This is a genomic window from Salinarimonas soli, from assembly GCF_008386575.1.
Lineage (GTDB): Bacteria > Pseudomonadota > Alphaproteobacteria > Rhizobiales > Beijerinckiaceae > Salinarimonas_A > Salinarimonas_A soli.
Genome location: NZ_VUOA01000007.1, coordinates 90,145 through 108,228, shown reverse-complemented (window position 1 = coordinate 108,228; position 18,084 = coordinate 90,145). Strand labels below are relative to the sequence as shown.

General features: G+C 71.7%; 13 protein-coding genes. 4 read left to right on the top strand and 9 right to left on the bottom strand.

Annotation, left to right across the window (positions count from 1 at the left end; all coding sequences use genetic code 11):
* Positions 1–2: 2 nt before the first annotated feature.
* From F0L46_RS03990 to F0L46_RS03980, 3 genes are all read right to left on the bottom strand, one after another.
* Positions 3–1,673 carry a peptidoglycan L,D-endopeptidase MepK gene (locus F0L46_RS03990; protein ID WP_240539859.1) on the bottom strand — a complete coding sequence of 557 codons (1,671 nt, stop codon included), beginning with the start codon at positions 1,671–1,673 and terminating at the stop codon, positions 3–5.
* 125 nt (positions 1,674–1,798) lie between these two features.
* Positions 1,799–2,212: a hypothetical protein gene (locus F0L46_RS03985; protein WP_149815740.1), complete on the bottom strand. Its 414-nt coding sequence runs from the start codon at positions 2,210–2,212 to the stop codon at positions 1,799–1,801.
* An 84-nt stretch (positions 2,213–2,296) separates the two neighbouring features.
* Positions 2,297–4,120: a M3 family oligoendopeptidase gene (locus tag F0L46_RS03980; RefSeq protein ID WP_240539858.1), complete on the bottom strand. Its 1,824-nt coding sequence runs from the start codon at positions 4,118–4,120 to the stop codon at positions 2,297–2,299.
* A 210-nt stretch (positions 4,121–4,330) separates the two neighbouring features.
* On the opposite strand from F0L46_RS03980, the gene F0L46_RS03975 reads away from it, so the two are divergent.
* Together F0L46_RS03975 and F0L46_RS03970 are read left to right on the top strand one after the other, a co-directional pair.
* Positions 4,331–5,806, top strand: a complete 1,476-nt coding sequence (locus F0L46_RS03975; RefSeq protein ID WP_149815738.1) for a sigma-54-dependent transcriptional regulator — start codon at positions 4,331–4,333, stop codon at positions 5,804–5,806.
* Positions 5,807–6,238: 432 nt separating this feature from the next.
* The gene (locus F0L46_RS03970; protein ID WP_240539857.1) at positions 6,239–8,071 is read left to right on the top strand and encodes a L,D-transpeptidase family protein; all 1,833 of its coding nucleotides are present in this window, start codon (positions 6,239–6,241) and stop codon (positions 8,069–8,071) included.
* Between the two features lie 12 nt (positions 8,072–8,083).
* Here the strand turns inward: F0L46_RS03970 and F0L46_RS03965 are convergent, their stop codons facing one another.
* Together F0L46_RS03965 and F0L46_RS03960 are read right to left on the bottom strand one after the other, a co-directional pair.
* The gene (locus tag F0L46_RS03965) at positions 8,084–9,151 is read right to left on the bottom strand and encodes an MBL fold metallo-hydrolase (RefSeq protein ID WP_149815737.1); all 1,068 of its coding nucleotides are present in this window, start codon (positions 9,149–9,151) and stop codon (positions 8,084–8,086) included.
* Between the two features lie 48 nt (positions 9,152–9,199).
* On the bottom strand, positions 9,200–9,499 hold the full coding sequence (locus tag F0L46_RS03960) for an antibiotic biosynthesis monooxygenase family protein (protein WP_149815736.1): 300 nt from the start codon (positions 9,497–9,499) through the stop codon (positions 9,200–9,202).
* Between the two features lie 160 nt (positions 9,500–9,659).
* Here F0L46_RS03960 and F0L46_RS26010 point away from each other — a divergent pair, with 160 nt between their 5' ends.
* Positions 9,660–9,830: a hypothetical protein gene (locus F0L46_RS26010; RefSeq protein ID WP_188311838.1), complete on the top strand. Its 171-nt coding sequence runs from the start codon at positions 9,660–9,662 to the stop codon at positions 9,828–9,830.
* Between the two features lie 273 nt (positions 9,831–10,103).
* Here F0L46_RS26010 and F0L46_RS03955 read toward each other — a convergent pair whose 3' ends face one another.
* Positions 10,104–12,047, bottom strand: a complete 1,944-nt coding sequence (locus F0L46_RS03955; protein WP_188311837.1) for a 3-hydroxybutyrate oligomer hydrolase family protein — start codon at positions 12,045–12,047, stop codon at positions 10,104–10,106.
* Positions 12,048–12,309: 262 nt separating this feature from the next.
* Between F0L46_RS03955 and F0L46_RS03950 the strand changes: the two genes are divergently transcribed.
* On the top strand, positions 12,310–13,023 hold the full coding sequence (locus F0L46_RS03950) for a NepR family anti-sigma factor (RefSeq protein ID WP_240539856.1): 714 nt from the start codon (positions 12,310–12,312) through the stop codon (positions 13,021–13,023).
* A gap of 250 nt (positions 13,024–13,273) precedes the next feature.
* Here F0L46_RS03950 and typA read toward each other — a convergent pair whose 3' ends face one another.
* The 3 genes from typA to F0L46_RS03935 all read right to left on the bottom strand — a co-directional run bounded on the left by typA (position 13,274) and on the right by F0L46_RS03935 (position 18,010).
* Complete coding sequence (typA, locus tag F0L46_RS03945) at positions 13,274–15,100, bottom strand: translational GTPase TypA (RefSeq protein WP_149815733.1); 1,827 nt, start codon at positions 15,098–15,100, stop codon at positions 13,274–13,276.
* A gap of 203 nt (positions 15,101–15,303) precedes the next feature.
* Positions 15,304–16,620, bottom strand: coding sequence for a TAXI family TRAP transporter solute-binding subunit (locus F0L46_RS03940; RefSeq protein ID WP_149815732.1), 1,317 nt, complete (start codon positions 16,618–16,620; stop codon positions 15,304–15,306).
* Positions 16,621–16,897: 277 nt separating this feature from the next.
* A complete protein-coding gene (locus tag F0L46_RS03935; protein WP_149815731.1) occupies positions 16,898–18,010 on the bottom strand; it encodes a site-2 protease family protein in 1,113 nt (370 codons plus the stop codon).
* Between the last annotated feature and the right edge of the window lie 74 nt (positions 18,011–18,084).

Sequence of the window (18,084 nt, the reverse complement as noted above, 5' to 3'; positions counted from 1 at the left end):
CGTCACCGGCGCAGGGGCAGGGGCTTCACGGCGGGGCCGGTGAAGCGGTCCGGCTGGAGATCGGTGGCGGGCGCGCGGGAGAAGCCCATGGCGAGGTTGGGGCTGGCGTCGGCGACGAAGCCTAGGGGCGCGTCCCCTTGCGCCCGCGTCCGTGCCGCCGCGACCCGCGCGGGAGCCGCCGCCGGGGCGGGCGTCGCCGCGTGGGTGAACAGGGTGCGCAACGCCGCGCGCTCGGGGCTCAGGGGCACCGGCTCGGGCTCCGGCTCGGGCCGGCGGGCGATGGAGGCGGTGGCGACCGGGCGCAGCGGCGGGGCCGGATGCCCGACGGGAGCGGAGGCGGCGATCGCCGGGGCGGCCGCCGGCGCGGCGCCCATCGCAGCCCGCAGGCCGAGCGGCGCGGGGCCCGCCAAGGCGACCATGAGCGAGGTCGGGCGCGCCGGGGGCAGGGGGGCCGCGACGAGGATCCCCGGCACGTTCGCGAGGTCGTCCGGGCGGCGCGGCGGGGCCGGCACGTCGGCGATGCGAAGAGCTGGCGCCGCGGCCGCGATCTGGCCCGGCGCGGCGGGCTGGCCCGCGGGACCCGTCTGCCAGGTGAACCGGGGCGGCGCGACCGGGGGCGGCTCCAGGGCGGCGACCCGCACGGGCGCGGGCGCCGGCATGGGGGCGGGCCGGACGGCCTCGGGCTCCGGCAGCGGCTCGGGCCTGGGCGCTACAGCGACCACGCGGGGCTGGCGCGCCGGTGCGGTGGGCAGGGGCCTGAACGCGGCCATCATGTCGATGTCGTTGGAGCCGGGCGCGTAGGCCGAGGCGGTCTGGACAGGAGCCGCCCGTCCGCGAGGCTGGGTGGCGGCGACGTACTCCGAATCCTCGTCGTCCTCGTTCCCGCCCCCGCCGAACAGGGTCGCCCAGAGGGACTTGCGCCGGGGCTGGGGCGCCTCCTCGTCGGCCGAGGCATAGGCCGTGTAGCCCGCCACCGCGCCGCCCCGGGCGAGGATCTCGGCGCGCGCCTCCTCGTAGCCCGCGAGCGGCTTGCCGTCGGCGGGGATGTGGACCGTGCGCCCGTCGGGGAAGAGGCGGGCGAGCTGGTCGCGGGTCATGCGCGGCCAGGAGCGCACCGAGCCCGCGTCGAGATGGACGAAGGGCGTATAGGCGCTCGGATAATAGCCCACGCCCCCGCGCTGGAGCCGCATCGCGATGGAGCGCACCCGCTCCATGGGGACGTCGGGCAGATGGAAGTCCATCGCCTTGCCCTCCATGTGCTGGGAGTGCTTTGCCACCGCCCGCGAGCGGCGGCGCAGCATGGCGTTGGTGGCGGGCGAGCGGTAGGCCGACATCACCTGGATCGGCTCCTGCGAGCCGAGCGACCGGTGCACCTCCCACACGATGTCGAACAGCCGCGGATCCATCCGCGTGGCCTCGTCGCGCCGCCAGTCGCGCAGGAGCCAGTTCAGCTGCTCCAGGGCCTGCGGATCGTACTGGCCGTTGCGGCGGAACGTGATGGTGGCCGCCTCCTTCGTGTGCTGGTGCACGAGGGAGAGCGTGCGGGTGTCGCCGTTGGCGACCGCGTCCTGGGTGCCGCGCACCCCGGCCACGAGGGCCGTGAGGCTTGCGGTCACGAGGCCGGCCAGCCGCAGGGCGCGGCGTGTGGGCGACGGGTGGCGCTGGCGGTCCAAGATCGATCTCGTTGTCTCGCGCGGGCGGGTCGGGGACGGCGCCGCGGCGGTTACGGGAGGATGATCCAGGACTTTTGCCGCAAATCCTTGAAGGGCTCGTTAACCAGGATTCGATGGGGGCGGGGTCAGCGCACCAGATTGCGCAGAACGAAGTCGTAGCCGTCCCCGTCCACCTCGCGCAGGCGCTCCATCGCCCGCTGGGCCTCGGCGCGCATCGCGGTCTTGTTGCGGGTCTTGATCCGGTCGACCCCCACGACGAGGGTGCGCAAGGCGTCGACGCGCTCGTCCGCGCTCACAGGACCCAGCGACAGGGGCTCCTCGCTGGCTGCGCGCCGGTCCAGGCGCTCGGCCAGGGCCGCCACCGCCTCCGAGACGATGCCGAGCTGCCGCCCGAAGCTCGCCGCCTCGCGCACGATGTCGGCCTCGATCTCCGGGACGCCCTTGTAGACGGCCGGCGCGATGGCCTGGGTCACGGCGCCGCTCAAGGGCGCGTTGAAGGGCAGGGAGAGGAAGGTGAAGGAGGCGGGGCCGTTCGACATGGTGTCCGCGATCGGGGATTGAGGCCCCCGATCAGCTCACGGCGGGGGGGGGGCGCCGGACAATCCGCGCCCGCCCGGATGGCCTCACGCCGCTTCCAGCGCCTCCAGCTCGCCGATGAGCCGCTCGATCATGCCGAGCCCGATCTGCCAGAAGGCGGGGTCGCGGGCGTCGAGGCCGAAGGGCTGCAGGAGCTCGCCGTAATGCTTCGTGCCGCCCGCCGAGAGGAGCGCGAAGTACCGGTCGACGAACCCCTCGGATGCGCCCTCGTAGACCCCGTAGAGCGAGTTCACGAGGCAGTCGCCGAAGGCGTAGGCATAGACGTAGAACGGCGAGTGCACGAAGTGCGGGATGTAGGTCCAGAACGTCTCGTAGCCGGGACCGAGCCGGATCGAGGGGCCAAGCGACTCGGCCTGGACCGACATCCACAGGTCGGAGATCGCGTCGGCCGTGAGCTCGCCGTTGCGCCGCTCCAGGTGCACCTTGCGCTCGAAGGAATAGAACGCGATCTGGCGCACCACCGTGTTGATCATGTCCTCCACCTTCGCGGCGAGCATCGCCTTGCGCTGGACGGGATCGCGGGTGCCGTCCAGCAGGCGGCGGAAGGTGAGCATCTCGCCGAAGACCGACGCGGTCTCGGCGAGCGTGAGGGGGGTCGGCGCCATGAGCGCGCCGTTGGGAGCCGCCATCACCTGGTGGACCCCGTGGCCGAGCTCGTGGGCGAGCGTCATCACGTCCCGCGGCTTGCCCTGGTAGTTCACGAGCACATAAGGGTGCGCCGAGGGGACGGTCGGATGGGCGAAGGCGCCGGGCGCCTTGCCGGGCCGCACGGGCGCGTCGATCCAGCGCTCGTCGAAGAAGCGGCGGGCGATGTCGGCCATCCGCGGCGAGAAGGCGGCATAGGCCTCCAGCACCGTGTCGCGGGCCTCGCCCCAGGGGATCGTGCGCTGCTCAACGGTGGGAAGCGGCGCGTTGCGGTCCCAGTAGTCGAGGGCGTCGCGGCCGAACCAGCGGGCTTTCAGGGCATAATAGCGGTGGGAGAGGCGGGGATAGGCCTCCTGCACGGCGCTCACCAGCGCCTCCACCACCTCGCGCTCGACCCGGTTGGCGAGGTGGCGCGAATCCGAGACGTCCTCGAAGCCGCGCCAGCGGTCCGAGATCTCCTTGTCCTTGGCGAGCGTGTTGGTGATGAGGGCGAAGGTACGCAGCCCGCCCTTGAAGGTGCGTGCCAGCGCCTCGGCCGCGTCCTTGCGCACCGCGCCGTCGGGGTCCTGGAGCTTGTTGAGGGTGGGCTCGATGGCGAGATCCTCGCCCCGAACCTGGAAGCGTAAGGACGCGATGGTCTCGTCGAAGAGCCGGTTCCAGGCGCCGCGCCCGGTGACGGACTTCTCGTGGAAGAGCTGCTCCAGCCGGTCGTCGAGCTGGTGGGGCTTGTCGCGGCGGATGTCCTCCAGCCAGGGCCGGTAATGGCTGAGCGGCGCCTTCGCCATCAGCCCGTCGAGGAGCGCGTCGTCGATCCGGTTGAGCTCCAGGGTGAAGAACAGGAGGTCGCTGGAGGCCGAGGTGAGGCGCTCCTGCGCGTCGCCGTAGAACTTGGCGCGCTTCGGGTCCGTGGTCTCGCCCGAATAGACCAGCCCCGCGAAGGACATCAGGCGCCCGAGCAGGTCCTCGATCTCCTCGTAGGCGCGCACCACCGCGAACAGGGCCTCGCCCCCGTCCGCCCGCCCCGCCACCCCGGCGAGGGTGCCGCGATGCTGCTCGGCGAAGCTCCGGCAGGCCGATTCGGCCCGGGCGAGATCGGCCTTGAACTCCGGTCCGTCCATCGTCGGGTAGAGATCGCTCAGGTCCCATTCGGGCAGGGCGCCGAGCCCCGCCGCCTTGGCGGCCATGAGGGTCTGGGTCGTGGGCATCGAGACTGCGCGGGGGAGCATGGGCCTGCCGATGTGGTTCGCGAACGGCGCTCATATTGGCCGCCCGCGCGCCGGGATCAACCGTCGAGGGCGATGCGACGCGGGCGGCCGGCCCGTCGGGGCGGGCCGGGGCCGCCGGTCCGGCGTTAATGGGCGCTTTACCTCTGTCGCCCAGCATCGCGCCGAAACGAGACAACGCAAGAAGCCCCCATGACAGCTACCGTCCTCGTCGTCGACGACGATCCCGTCCAGCGCCGCCTCCTCGAGGCCATGGTGCGCCGCTTCGGCTACGAGCCGCTCGTGGCGGCGTCGGGCGAGGAGGCCCTGACGATCCTGCGCTCCGAATCGGGAGCGGGGATCGACGTGGTGGTGCTCGACCTCATGATGCCCAACGTCGACGGCATGATGGTGCTGGCGCGCCTGCGCGAGTCGGGCGTCGAGACGCCCGTCATCGTCCAGACGGCGCACGGCTCGATCGAGGCGGTGGTCGCGGCCATGCGCGCGGGCGCCATCGATTTCGTGGTCAAGCCCGTGGGCGCCGAGCGCCTCCAGGTCTCGATCAAGAACGCGATCCGCGTCGACAGCTTGGAGGACGAGATCCGGCGCATGCGCCGGCGCGCCAGCGGCACGCTCACCTTCCGCGACCTGACCTCCAAGAGCCCCGACATGGGCCGCGTGATCCGGCTCGCCGAGCGCGCCGCGAAGTCCACGATCCCCGTCCTCATCGAGGGCGAGTCGGGGGTGGGCAAGGAGGTGCTGGCCCGCGCGATCCAGGGCTCGTCCGACCGCAAGGGCAAGCCCTTCGTCACGGTCAATTGCGGCGCCATCCCCGAGACCCTCGTCGAATCCACCCTGTTCGGGCACGAGAAGGGCGCCTTCACGGGCGCCACCGAGCGCCACATGGGCAAGTTCGTGGAAGCGTCCGGCGGCACGCTCTTCCTCGACGAGATCGGCGAGTTGCCCCTCGACGCGCAGGTGAAGCTCCTGCGGGCGATCCAGGAGGGCGAGGTCGATCCCGTGGGCGGGCGCAAGTCGGTGCGCGTCGACATCCGCCTAATCTCGGCCACGAACAAGAGCCTTCTCGACCTCGTGAAGCAGGGCAAGTTCCGCGAGGACCTCTATTACCGCCTCAACGTCTTCCCCATGACCCTGCCCTCGCTGCGGGCCCGGCGCGAGGACATCCCCGACCTCGCCCGCTCGTTCCTGGCGCGCTTCGCGGCCGAGGAGGGCAAGCGCGTGCGCGGCTTCTCGGCGGAGGCGATGGCGCTCCTCACCCGCTACGACTGGCCCGGCAACGTGCGCCAGCTCGAGAACGCGGTCTTCCGGGCCGTGGTGCTGGCCGACGGCGACGACCTCACCCTCGCCGAGTTCCCGCAGATCGCGAACCAGGTCGAGGGCTTCGACGTGCGCATCCCGCCCGCGCCCGTCTTCGCCGAGACCGGGACGGGGCAGGCGCCCTTGCGCGAGATCGTGCGCGTCGAGGTGCGCGATCCCCACAGCATCTCCCTCGTGGACGAGAGCGGGGACGTGCGCACCCTGGAAGGCCTTGAGGCGGACGTGATCCGCTTCGCGCTCCAGCACTATCGCGGGCACATGTCTGAGGTGTCCCGGCGCCTCGGGATCGGCCGCTCGACCCTCTACCGCAAGCTCAAGGAGCTGGGCCTGGAGGACGAGGCGGCTGCCTGAGGCGCGGCCGGAAAGCGGCCGCCGATCACCCTCCACCCGGGTCTCGGGAGGCCGGCGCATGAGCAGGGCCACTCTCCACCCTCGTCCCCCGCCTTCGCGGGGGCAGGCTGTTAGGCGCCCGCCGCAGGCGGGCCTCGAAGGGTGTTCCAGGGGCCTCCGGACGTCTGTGGCAAGCGTCCTGCGTGCTTCGAGACGCGCTCTTCGAGCGCTCCTCAGCATGAGGGGGAGTGGGGCCCGTCGATCCCAAGCCAGCCTCTCGGGCGGGACCATCATTCTCCGCACGATCGTGTGATCGGGCGCACGCGATAGAGCGGCAGAAACCAATTATTGTCCGGTTTGTTGCCACGATGCGCTAGCGCCACGTCCGGCGATCGCCCATCGCTGGGCCGATCCGGCAGACGCGATTGCGCCGGGATGAAGGTTTCCAGCACGATGTCCGCGCCGCGCCGCCTGCCCCTCGTCGTCTCGGCCCTGCTCGCCGCCACCATGGCCATGGCAGACGAGGCGGACCTCACCGTCCCGGCCCTGCCCGACATCCAGGTGGAGATCGGCGAGGCGGCCCCGGACGCCGCGGCGGCGATCGAGATCGCGGTTCCCGACCTGCCGGCCGTCGTCGCTGTCGTCCCGCCCTCCGACGCGCCCGCCGCAGACATCCCGCCCCCCGATCTTCCGGCCGTCGCCGTCGTGGTGCCCCCCGCCGAGACGGTCACGGCGACGCCCGACATCGTGCCGCCGGACCTCCCCGCCGTCGCCGTGGTGGTCCCGCCCATCGATCCCGTAGCGGCGGCCCTGCGCGAGCGCCTGGCGGAGCCCGTCCGCCTGCATCCCCGCCTCGGCGCCTCGCACGTGGCAGCCGTGCAGGCCTTCTACGCGGCGCGCGAGTTCCGGCCGCTCTTCGTCGAGGCCGGCGCCCTGACGCCCGTGGCCCGGGGCGTGATCGCCCGGCTGGACGCGGCCGGCGTCGATGCCCTCGATCCCGCCGATTATCCCGTCCCCGCCCTCGGCATCGCCCGGCGCGGGGAGACGCCCGCCGATCTGGCCGGTGCCGAGCTGACGCTCGCCGCCTCCGCCCTGCTCTATGCCCGCGACGCCCGGGGCGGGCGGATCGAGCCGGCGCGCCTGTCACGCCACATCACCCCGAAGCTCGCCCTGCCCGACGCCGGCGAGGTGCTCGCTGCTCTCGCCGGGACCCGCGACGCGAGCGCCGCGCTCCAGGCCTACAACCCGCCCCATGAGGGCTACCGGGCGTTGCGGGAGAAGCTGCGCGAGGCCCGCGCCGCCCATCCGGCCCGCCCCATGGTGCAGGTGCCCGCAGGCCCGGTCCTGCGGGTCGGCATGAGCGATGCCCGCGTGCCCCTGGTGCGCGCCCGCTTCGGCCTCGACGGAGCCAAGGACGAGCGCTCCTACGACGAGCGCCTCGCCTCCGCCGTGGCGACCTTCCAGCGCGAGCACGGCATGAAGGGGACCGGCGTCCTCGATCGCGGCACCGTCGCGGCCCTCGATCGCGCCGGGGCGAGCCCCCGCGAGGCGGACCTCATCGCAAACATGGAGCGCTGGCGCTGGCTGCCCGCGGATCTCGGCGCGCGGCACGTCTTCGTCGACATCACCGCCTACACCTTGCGCGTGGTGGAGGACGGCCGGGTCGCGCATTCGGCCCGGGTCATGGTCGGCAAACCCGAGCGGCCGACGCCGATCTTCTCCGAGCGCATGACCCACATGGTGGTGAATCCGTCCTGGACGGTGCCGCCCACCATCCTGCGCAAGGACATGCTGCCCGAGCTCCAGGCCGATCCATCCTATGCGGCGCGGCGCGGGCTGGAGGTGTGGCGCAACGGCAAGCGGGTCGATCCCGCGGCCGTGGACTGGTCGAGGCCCGCCGGGGTCAGCCTGCGTCAGCCCCCGGGCGAGCGCAATGCGCTGGGCCAGATGAAGTTCATGTTCCCCAACGACCACGCGGTCTACATCCACGACACCCCGTCGCGGAACCTGTTTCGCGCCGAGCGCCGCGCCCTGTCGTCGGGCTGCGTGCGCGTCGACCAGCCCTTCCGGCTGGCGGAGGTCGTCCTGGAGGACGGGGCCGCCGAGACGCGGCTCAAGCGACTCATCGCCGAGCGGGGCGAGCGCACCCTCATGCTCCGCCGCCCGCTCCCTGTCCACCTCGCCTATTTCACCCTCGTCGTGGACGACGAGGGCCGCCTGCGCAGCCGGCCCGACATCTATGGCGTGGACGAGAAGGTGAAGGCGGCGCTGGGGCTGCGGGGGTAGGGCATTAGATCCTCATGCCTGCACCGGCTCCCACACCTCGCCGGGCCTGAGCGCCCGGAAGCGCTCGGGCGCTATTCCGGCCGCCTTGAGGGCGGCCGCGAGCGCCTGGGCGGGCGCTTCCACGCCCTCGTTGGTGAGGCGGAAGGTGCCCCAATGGTGGCCAAGCGCCTGCTCGGCGCCGGTCTCCTGCATCACCCGCACGGCCTCCTCCGGGTTCATGTGCTGGGGCCGCATGAACCAGCGCGGCTCGTAGGCGCCGATGGGTAGGATGGCGAGGCGGGGCGGGCCGAAGCGGGCCCGCACGTCGCGGAAGATCGCCCCGTCGCCGTAGCCCGTGTCGCCCACGTGGTAGATCGCGCCCGCGGGCGTGGTCAGGAGATAGGCGCACCATAGGGCCATGCGCCGGTCGCTCGTCCAGCGCGCCGACCAATGGTTGGCGGGCAGGAGTCGGACGCTCACCCCCTCGGACAGGGCCACCGTCCCGTCCCAGTCCGCCGTGACCACCTCGATGCCGGGGTCGACGGCCTTGATGATGGCGCCGTTGCCGAGCGGTGCCACGATCCGGGGGCGGTGGCGCTCCCAGAGGCGTGCGATCGCGGCGGTGTCCAGGTGGTCGTAGTGGTTGTGCGTGACGAGCACGGCGTCGATCGGCGGCAGGTCGTCGAAGGCGATGCCCGGCGGGTTCACGCGCTTCGGTCCCGCGAAGGAGACGGGGCTCGCCCGCTCGGCGAAGACGGGATCGACGAGGATGTTGAGACCCGCCGCCTGGATCAGCACGCTGGCATGCCCCACGAGCACCACCCGCAGCCCCTCGACCCGGGCGGGCGGCTTGTCACGGAACGGGCTCGGAAAGCTGTCGGGCCAGCTCTCCCGCCCGCCGCCGAGCTGCCAGCGCATGAGATCCAGGACGCTCTTGTCCTGCGGCTGGCCCGGGGTGAAGAAGCGGACCCCGTCGAAATGGTCGGAGACGGGGCCCTGGTAATAGGGGTTCTCGCCGGGCCTCGCCCTGGCATAGCCGGCGGCCCATGCCGCCATGAGGGCGGGGAGGGCGAGATATTTCACGAGGGTGCGGCGCTTCATGGGCCCCAACATGGCGGCCCCGCGCACGCGGTCAAGGCAAGGCGGGCTTCAGAAACCCGTGAGCGCCACCTGCGTGTGCTCCACCTCCGGCGGGCGCTCGAAGCAGTGCCCGACGAGGCCGCGCCAGGCCTGGAAGTCCTCCGAGCCGCGGAAATCCACCGTGTGGTTCTCCAAGGTCTCCCAGCGGACGAATAGACGGTAGCGGCTGGGGCGCTCGATGGAGCGCTGCAGCTCCATGCCGGCGCAGCCCTTGGCCCTGCGAAACAAGGGCGCGGCTTTGGCGACGCCCGCCTCGAACTCGGCCTCCAGGCCGGGCTTCACATCTATTTGTGCGATTTCAAGGATCATTTTTCGGTCCAGCTTCGTTATGGCCACCAGAGCCGGTCCGGCAGCCGCGCGCAAGTCCCACGACTCACGCTGCGTCACATTCTGGCCCGATTGATGGTTTGCTCTGCCGTCAAGTCAGGAGCTTTCCCGGGAGAGCTCCCCGTTCAATGCGAGATGCGTGATGCAACAGAACGTCTCCGAGTCCCCCCAGGACATCGACATCGACCAGGTCGAGCGCATGCTGCGCGCCTCCATCGCCATCATGAAGCGCTCCCGCCGCCAGTCCCGCCGCGACACGCGCGGCGAGTCCACGCAGCCCCAGGACGCCTACCGGGGTCCCTCGCAGGGCTGAGCGAACCTGCCTGACGGCATGAGGAGCGCCTTCGGCGCGTCATGTTGCGCTGGATCCCGGATCGGCGCTCGCCTTCGGCTGCGCTTGTCCGGGAAAGTGGCCTTGGAGGCTCTGGAGCCCCTTACTTCCATCCTCCGCCCCTTTCCCGGACAAGTCCCGCGCCAGCGGAACGCAGATCCGGGATCCAGCGCAAGACTCTGCCGCGGCAGCGGCTCAGCTTGACCTTTGTGACCCGAAGCGGCGCCCCCATCAGGGGCGCCGTTCCGTTTCAGGTCAGGGGCACGCCGGCGGGCTGCCGGCCGGGATGGCGAGGGTGGTGTCCTCCCACGTGATCCGGTCGGCGGCCGCGGGCTGCACCGGGATGGGGCAGGTCACCGCGGTCGCGGCGAAGACCTGGCTTTCGGGCAGCGGTGCCTTCCCCTTGCCGAGATGGTCGAGCATCGCCGCGATCCCCTGGTTGACGTAGCCGTGCAGCGCCACGAGGGGCGGGAAGCCCGGCGCGCCGGCGACCGCGTCGAAATGGTTGCCGTTCACCACCTCGACATAGCGCACCCCGCTCCGCTGCCCCTCCACGAGCCGGTTGAGGCCGAGATAGGCCCGCGAGGAGTGGTTGGGCGCCACGAGACCGTCCTTGCGCCCGTGCAGGATCAGCGCCGGGCGCCCGCGCAGGTCGCCGGTCGCGCGCACCTCGGCGAGCCCTGCCCGAAGCGCCTCCTGACCCATGAGGTCGCGCAGGCAGATCGCGGCGTCGACCCGCCTGAGCTCGCCCTCGATCGACGCTGCGGGGGCTAGATCGTTGGTGGTCTGGCCTCCGGCGTCGTTGAGCACGGTGAGGCCCGCGCTGCCCGCAAGCCCGTTCCCCGTCGCGAAGGCGCCCGCGCGGGCCGCCTCGCTCCAGGGCGTCACGCCCTCGGGCCCCGCCGCACCGAAGCTCGTGCGGCACAGATGGTCCGCTGCGGACGCCTTGGCATAGGCATAGGCGTAGGTGGGCGTGAGCACGCGCCACAGATGGGCGGTGCCGGAGTGCCAGGCCATGAGCGGGTCGGCGTCGGGCAGGAGGCCGAGGCGGTGGATGATGCCCTTGGCCTCCACGTTCTGCTCAGGCGGCGTCTCGGCGGTGAGGAGCCGGCGCTCCTTGAGCGCCGCGCAGCGCAGGACGTTGGGCGCCGCGGTGCCGGAGGCGCAATCGGCGTAGAGGTTCATCGCCGCGAACACCTCGTAGAGGCCCCGGCCGTGAACCTGGGGCTCGCCGCGCTCGAGGATCGTGAGGTCGGTGCGCGGGGCGGGCTGGATCTGCGGCTCGCTCACCACGATGCCGTCGATGAGCCCGGTCCGGTCCGCCTCCGCCGCCAGCAGCGCCGCGCCCCCGCCGTTCGAGACGCCGACCGCGACCACCGTCACATTGCCTGGGTTGAAGGTCCCGATCCCGGGCTGGCCGTCGAAATGGTCGTTGAGGGCGTAGAGCGCGAACTCGATGGAGCGCAGAACGTGCTGCCCCCAGTCCCGCTCCGGGTTGTCGCCGCGATGGGCGTGCTTGACCGCGACGCGGTTGGGATGGCCTGCATTGAAGGCGTCCAGCGCCGGGCCGGCGGGCGCCCGGAACTGCGCCGGGCCGTCGGCCGGGATCGGCCGGCCCTCGATGTCGTAGGCCGTGCCGGTCGCAAGATCGTGGTAGCCGATGCCGGTGCCCTTGTCCGTGTAGGCGACCGCGCAGCCCCGCTTCAAGGGCACCTCCGCCACCGAGATCGCGCCGTAGATCCCCCGTGAGCCCGAGGAGGGCGCCGTCACGATGCACGGGTTCGCCCGGTCGAACCCTTGCGGGATCTGCACCATCAGCGTCGCGGCGGGGCCCGAAGGCCCGCCCCGCAGATAGGCGAGGTACTCGACGCCCGGGATGCGTGGCCCGGAGCCGTAGAGCGTGCCGTAGCCCTGGGCCGGCAGCACGCTGATGAGGCCGCGCATGTTGGCGTGGATCGCCCGGCGGCGCAGCTGCTCGACATTGGGGGCGGCGTCCAACGCGGGCGGCTGGCCCGCGATGCCCTCCCAGCCGAGCCCCGCCGTGAGAAGGTCGTCGGTCTCGCCGTGCGGGCGCACCAGCACCTCGCCGTCGATGAAGTCCGGCTTCGCGGGCTTGGCCTCCGCCTGCGGCGCCAGGCCCGCCACGAGGGCGAGGGCCGAGATCGTGCGGGCAAGCGCCCGTCTTGTGCGTCCGGTCATGCGTTTCCTCCCCGGCCCGGATCGTCGGCGCCGCCTGGCCGGACCGGGATGGCGGGCGGCGCGCTCCAGGCGGCGGTGCCGCCCGGCGGGGCTCATGAGAGGAGGATGGGGCCGCCCTGTCCAGCCCGATCGCGCCGTTCGGCGCTGTGGATTCCGGGGGTGCGGGCGGTGCAAACGTTTACCGCGGGCCATGGTTCCCGCGGTGGGAACGAAGCCCGCCCATCCGCGTTGTCGGCTCAGTTTCCCTCAGCCCGGTGATCACGTGTCCGACCCGCGCGCCTTCTCGTCCTCCGAAACCCCCCGTCTGACCCCCGACATCCAGGCCCGTCTCGGCCAGGAACTGCGGACCGTCTACGCCTCGTTCGGCGAGGCGCCTCTGCCCCAGCGCTTCCTCGACCTTATGCGCCGCCTCGAGGAGGCGGAGCCGCGCGAGCGGGTGATCGAGCCGGCCTTGCGCGACGAGATGCTCGGCGCCCTGCCGAGCCTGCGCGCCTTCGCGATCTCGCTCACCAACAACGTCGATCAGGCCGACGACCTCGTCCAGGAGACGATCCTGAAAGCCTGGAAGAACATCGACCGCTTCGAGCGCGGCACGAACCTCAACGCCTGGCTGTTCACGATCCTGCGCAACCAGTTCCACACCGTGTGGCGCAAGCAGCGCCGCGAGGTGGAGGACCCGGACGAGGCGCATGCCGGCAAGCTACGCTCCATCCCCGCCCAGCCCGGCCACCTCGCGCTTCTCGAGATGCGCGAGGCGCTGGAGAAGCTGCCCCCGGACCAGCGCGAGGCGCTGCTGCTCGTGGGCGCCGAAGGGCTCTCCTATGAGGAGGCGGCGCAGATCTGCGAGGTTGCGGTCGGCACCATCAAGAGCCGCGTCAACCGCGCCCGGAAGCGCCTGGCCGAGCTCCTCTCCATTGAGGACGAGGAGGATTTCGGGCCCGACCGCGTGACCCGGGCGGCGCTGCTGGTGGAGTGAGGGGCGGGGCTCCCCGCCGTCGGTCACCCCATTCTGCCCCTCGTCCTGAGGCGCCCACCGCAGGTGGGCCTCGAAGGACGCTCCAAGGATCTCCCTCCGGCTCACGAGCGTGGTGCGTGCTTCGAGACGGCCTGCCCCGCAGGCCTCCTCAGCATGAGGGGGTGGGAGTTTCGGTCGGCAGCCCTAGAATGAACAAAACCCCGCGGAGCGCCGGCTCCGCGGGGTTTTGTCATGAAGGCTCGATGCCTCTTTACGCGCTCAGCGCCTCGCGCTGCTTCTCGGCGCGCTTGCGGTCGTTCGGGTCGAGGATCGCCTTGCGGAGGCGGATCGACTTCGGCGTCACTTCGACGAGCTCGTCGTCCTGGATCCAGGCGAGCGCCTTCTCCAGGGTCATCCGGATCGGGGGCGTGAGGCGCACGGCCTCGTCCTTCGACGTGGTGCGGATGTTGGTGAGCTTCTTGCCCTTGAGGACGTTCACCTCGAGGTCGTTGTCGCGGGTGTGGATGCCCACGATCATGCCCTGGTAGACCTTCCAGCCGGGCTCGATCACCATCGGCCCGCGATCCTCGAGGTTCCACAGGGCATAGGCCACCGCCTCGCCGGGCTCGTTGGCGATGAGCACGCCGTTGTTCCGGCCCGGGATCTCGCCCTTGTAGGGCTCGTAGGCCTTGAAAAGGCGGTTCATGATCGCCGTGCCGCGGGTGTCGGTGAGGAGCTCCGACTGGTAGCCGATGAGGCCGCGGGTGGGGGCGTGGAAGACGAGGCGCTGGCGGTTGCCGCCGGACGGGCGCATCTCGATCATGTCGGCGCGGCGCTCCGACATCTTCTGCACCACGATGCCCGAATGCTCCTCGTCGACGTCGACGACTACCTCCTCGATGGGCTCGAGGAGCGAGCCGTCCTCGCCCTTCTGCATCACGACCCGGGGGCGCGACACGCCGAGCTCGAAGCCCTCGCGGCGCATGGTCTCGATCAGGATCGCGAGCTGGAGCTCGCCGCGGCCGGAGACGAAGAACGAGTCCTTGTCGCCCGACTCCTCGATCTTGAGCGTGACGTTGCCCTCGGCCTCCTTGAACAGGCGGTCGCGGATCATGCGGCTCGTGACCTTGTCGCCCTCGGTGCCCGCGAGCGGGCTGTCGTTGACGATGAAGGACATCGTCACGGTCGGGGGATCGATCGGCTGGGCCTGGATCGGGGTGTCGTTCGAGGGATCGCAGAACGTGTCGGCGACCGAGCCCTTCACGAGTCCCGCGATGGAGACGATGTCGCCCGCCTCGCCGATCTCGATCGGCTGGCGCTCCAGGCCGCGGAAGGCGAGGATCTTCGACACCCGGCCGGTCTCGACGAGGTTGCCCTCGCGGTCCAGCACCTTGATGGTCTGGTTCGGCTTCACCGAGCCCGCCGCGATGCGGCCCGTGATGATGCGGCCGAGGAAGGGGTTCGACTCGAGCAGGGTGCCGAGCATGCGGAACGGGCCGTCGTCGGTCGCGGCCGGGGGCACGTGTTCCAGGACGAGGTCGAAGAGCGGCGCGAGGCCCTGGTCCTTGGGGCCCTCGGGCGAGGTCGCCATCCAGCCGTTGCGGCCCGAGCCGTAGAGGATGGGGAAGTCGAGCTGCTCGTCGGTGGCGTCGAGCGCCGCGAAGAGGTCGAACACCTCGTTGATGACCTCGCCCGCGCGGGCGTCCGGCCGGTCGACCTTGTTGACGGCCACGATGGGGCGCAGCCCGATCTTCAGCGCCTTGGAGACCACGAACTTCGTCTGCGGCATCGGCCCCTCGGCCGCGTCGACCAGCACGATCACGCCGTCGACCATGGAGAGGATGCGCTCCACCTCGCCGCCGAAATCGGCGTGGCCGGGGGTGTCGACGATGTTGATGCGGGTGTCCTTCCAGACCACCGAGGTGGCCTTGGCCAGGATCGTGATCCCGCGCTCCTTCTCGAGGTCGTTCGAGTCCATGGCCCGCTCCTCGACCCGCTGGTTCTCGCGGAACGAGCCGGACTGCTGCAGGAGCTTGTCGACGAGCGTGGTCTTGCCGTGGTCGACGTGGGCGATGATGGCGATGTTGCGCAGGCGCATGGGGGTCTCGAATCGAACGGCCCGGCGCGCCGCCTCCGCCCGGGAGGGGCGGGACGTCGGAAAGCCGGGCTCTCGGGATCTCTATTGCGCTGCAATATAGGCAGTGAACGGGGGCCGCAATAGGGCGAAAGCACGTATTTCCCGGATCGGGCCGCCCCGGCCACGCATCTCATCTCCCCGCCTGCGGGGAGAGGCGGGACGCGCTACTCCGCCGCCCGCACCAGGGGCGTCCCGTGCTCCTCCAGCCAGTGGCGGCGCTCGGCGATGGCGCGGCGGGCCTGGTCGAGGCCGAGCTGGAAGGCGACGAGGCTCGTCTCGTCGAGGACGCCCTCGCCGGCACGGGTCAGGGCCTGGACGAGGATCTCGTCGGCGGCCCGGTCGAGCCCGTCGAGGGCCGCCTCGCTCTGCGCCTCGCGGGCGTCGTGCACGATGGCGAGCAGGTCCTTGAGGAGGTTCATGGTGCGCGAGCGGGTGCGGTTCGCCGCCGTGCCGAACAGCCCCGCGATGGCCGAGCCGCCGAGGCCCGCGAGCATCACCACGAGATAGAACCAGTCCCCGTAGCGCTCCATGAAGGAGAGCGTCTCGCCGTCGTAATAGCCCGCCGCGCCGGGGTGGACCGGGAGCGACGAGCCCTTGGAGGTGTCGGGCTCCTCGATCCGGTTGGCGAGCGGCACCTCGCCCGACAGGACGGGGCGCATCACGAAGAGGAGCCGGGTGAATTCCGAGACGTCGGCGTCGCTCGTCTCCGTATGGGCCACGAGGAGATGGGCGACCGACACCGTCATGAAGCCCTCCGCCGGCCGGGGCGGCGTGCCGCCGAAGGCGCCCCGCACCACCTCGAAGCTCTCGTAGGCCGGCGAGCGCTGGGCGATGGCCTCGGCCTCGGGAAGCGGCACGAAGGCTGGCGGCGTACCCGTGGCGCGGCTCACGGCGCTCACGACCTCGTTGAGCAAGCGCCCGGTGAGGGCGCCCACGGCGAAGATCGCGTCGACGCGCCCGTCCCGCAGGGCCTCGGCCGCTTCCTGGGACGAGCCCAAGGGCACGAGGGCGACCGCGTCGCGCGGGATCTCGTAATGATCGAGGATCGCTTGGAGGAGGCGTTCGTTGGCGGGGTTGCTCCGGGTCGTGGCGATGCGCCGGTCGCGCAGGTCCGACACCCGGGTCAGGCTCGATCCCTCGCGGGTGATGAGGAGGGCAGGGTTGCGGTGCAGGACCGCCACCGTCTGGCCCCGGGCCGGCATGGCGACGTCGCTGCGCACCACCGCGAGATCGGCCCGCCCGTCGTCCACGGCGGATGCGCTCGCGCCGAGGCCCTCCGTGAGCACGATCTTGAGGCGTGTGGCGGCGCGTTCCCGGGCCAAGTACTGGGCGGCCGCCACGACGAGGCGGGTGTCCTCGCTTCCCACCGGCCCGACGGCGATGCGAAGCGTGGTGGGCAAGGTCGCCCAATGATAGACCCCGACGCTCGCCGCCGCGACCGCGAGCAGAGCCGCAAGGAGGATGATGAGGGTCCGGCGCATGAAAGCGCAAGGTGGCCCCGTCCGGGCCGGACTTCAATGGCTTTCACGCCCCTGCGGCTCACGGTCTGGCTCCGACCGGCGGTCTCACCCTCCCCCTCGTGCTGAGGTGACCCGCGGAGCCCGCCCTCGAAGCATGCAGCACCTTGCCACAGCCGTCGGGAGACCCCTGGAGCGCCCCTCGAGGCTCCCCCGGATCACGTCCGGGGTCGCACCTTGGAGCCTGCCCCGTGAAGGCGGGAGACAGGTTGGAGGGCTGCCCGCCTGGTGAGCCAGCCTCTCAGGCATCCCGCGGTCGCGGGTCGCGGATGGGCCAGTCGGGCCGCACCGCGCGCACCATCATGAGCTCGCCGATGTTCTCCGGGGTCACGAGGCCCACGAGCTGGCCGCCCTCGTTCAGCACGAAGAGGGCGGGCGCGCGGCTCGAATTGAGGAGGGCCAGCCCCCGCTCCAGGGGCTCGCGCGAGCCGATGGTGGGCACCTCCCGGGTCATCACGTCGAGAACCGGGGTCGCGGGACCGCCGTCGCGCAAAGCCGGGATGAGCCGGTCGCGGGTGACGAGGCCGCGCGGGCGGCCGGCGCCGTCCACCACGGGGAACTCCTTCTGCGAGGAGCGGATGAGGCAGGTCACGGCGTCGTCGAGGGTGGCCGTGGGGGCGAGCGTCTCGACGATGGTCACCATGCCCTCGCACACGGGCACCTCGCGGGCGACGTCCCGCGTCGCGACGTGCTGCGCCTCGGCGCTCGCCGCAAGATAGATGAAGAGCCCGATCACGATGAGGAACGGGTTGATGAACAGTCCCGCGAGCGCGAAGAGGAACGCCGCGCCCTGGCCGATGCGCGCCGCGATCCGGGTCGCCCGCGCGTGCGGCATGCGCATGGCGAGGACCGCCCGCAGGACCCGGCCCCCGTCCATGGGAAAGGCGGGGATGAGGTTGAACAGGACGAGGAACACGTTCGCGCCCGCAAGCCGCACGAGAAGGCCGACCCCGGGGTTCTCGATCTGCGTCATGCGGCCGGTGTCGATGGCGGCCCCGAGCACCAGGAAGAGCGCGAGCGCGATCACCACGTTCACGGCGGGCCCCGCGAGCGCCACCACGAGCTCCTCCCGGGGCTTCTCCGGGATCCGCTCCAGGCTCGCCACGCCCCCGATGGGCGAGAGCGTGACCTCGGGGGTGCGGATGCCGTAGCGCCGCGCCGCGAAGATGTGCCCGAACTCGTGGGCCAGCACGCAGGCGAAGATGAGCACGATGTAGAGCACGCCCTCCAGCGCCGCCTGCTGCCCGCCCGCCCGCCATTGCGCGGCCCCGATCCAGACCAGGAAGAGCAGGAACGTCACGTGCAGCCGCACGACCGTGCCGGCGATCACCGCGATGGGAAAGGACCAGAGCATCGAAGCCGTCTCCGTCGGCCGGAACGGGCCGGGCGGCAACCTAATCCTGGCAGCGGGCCACTGGTTCGCTGGGC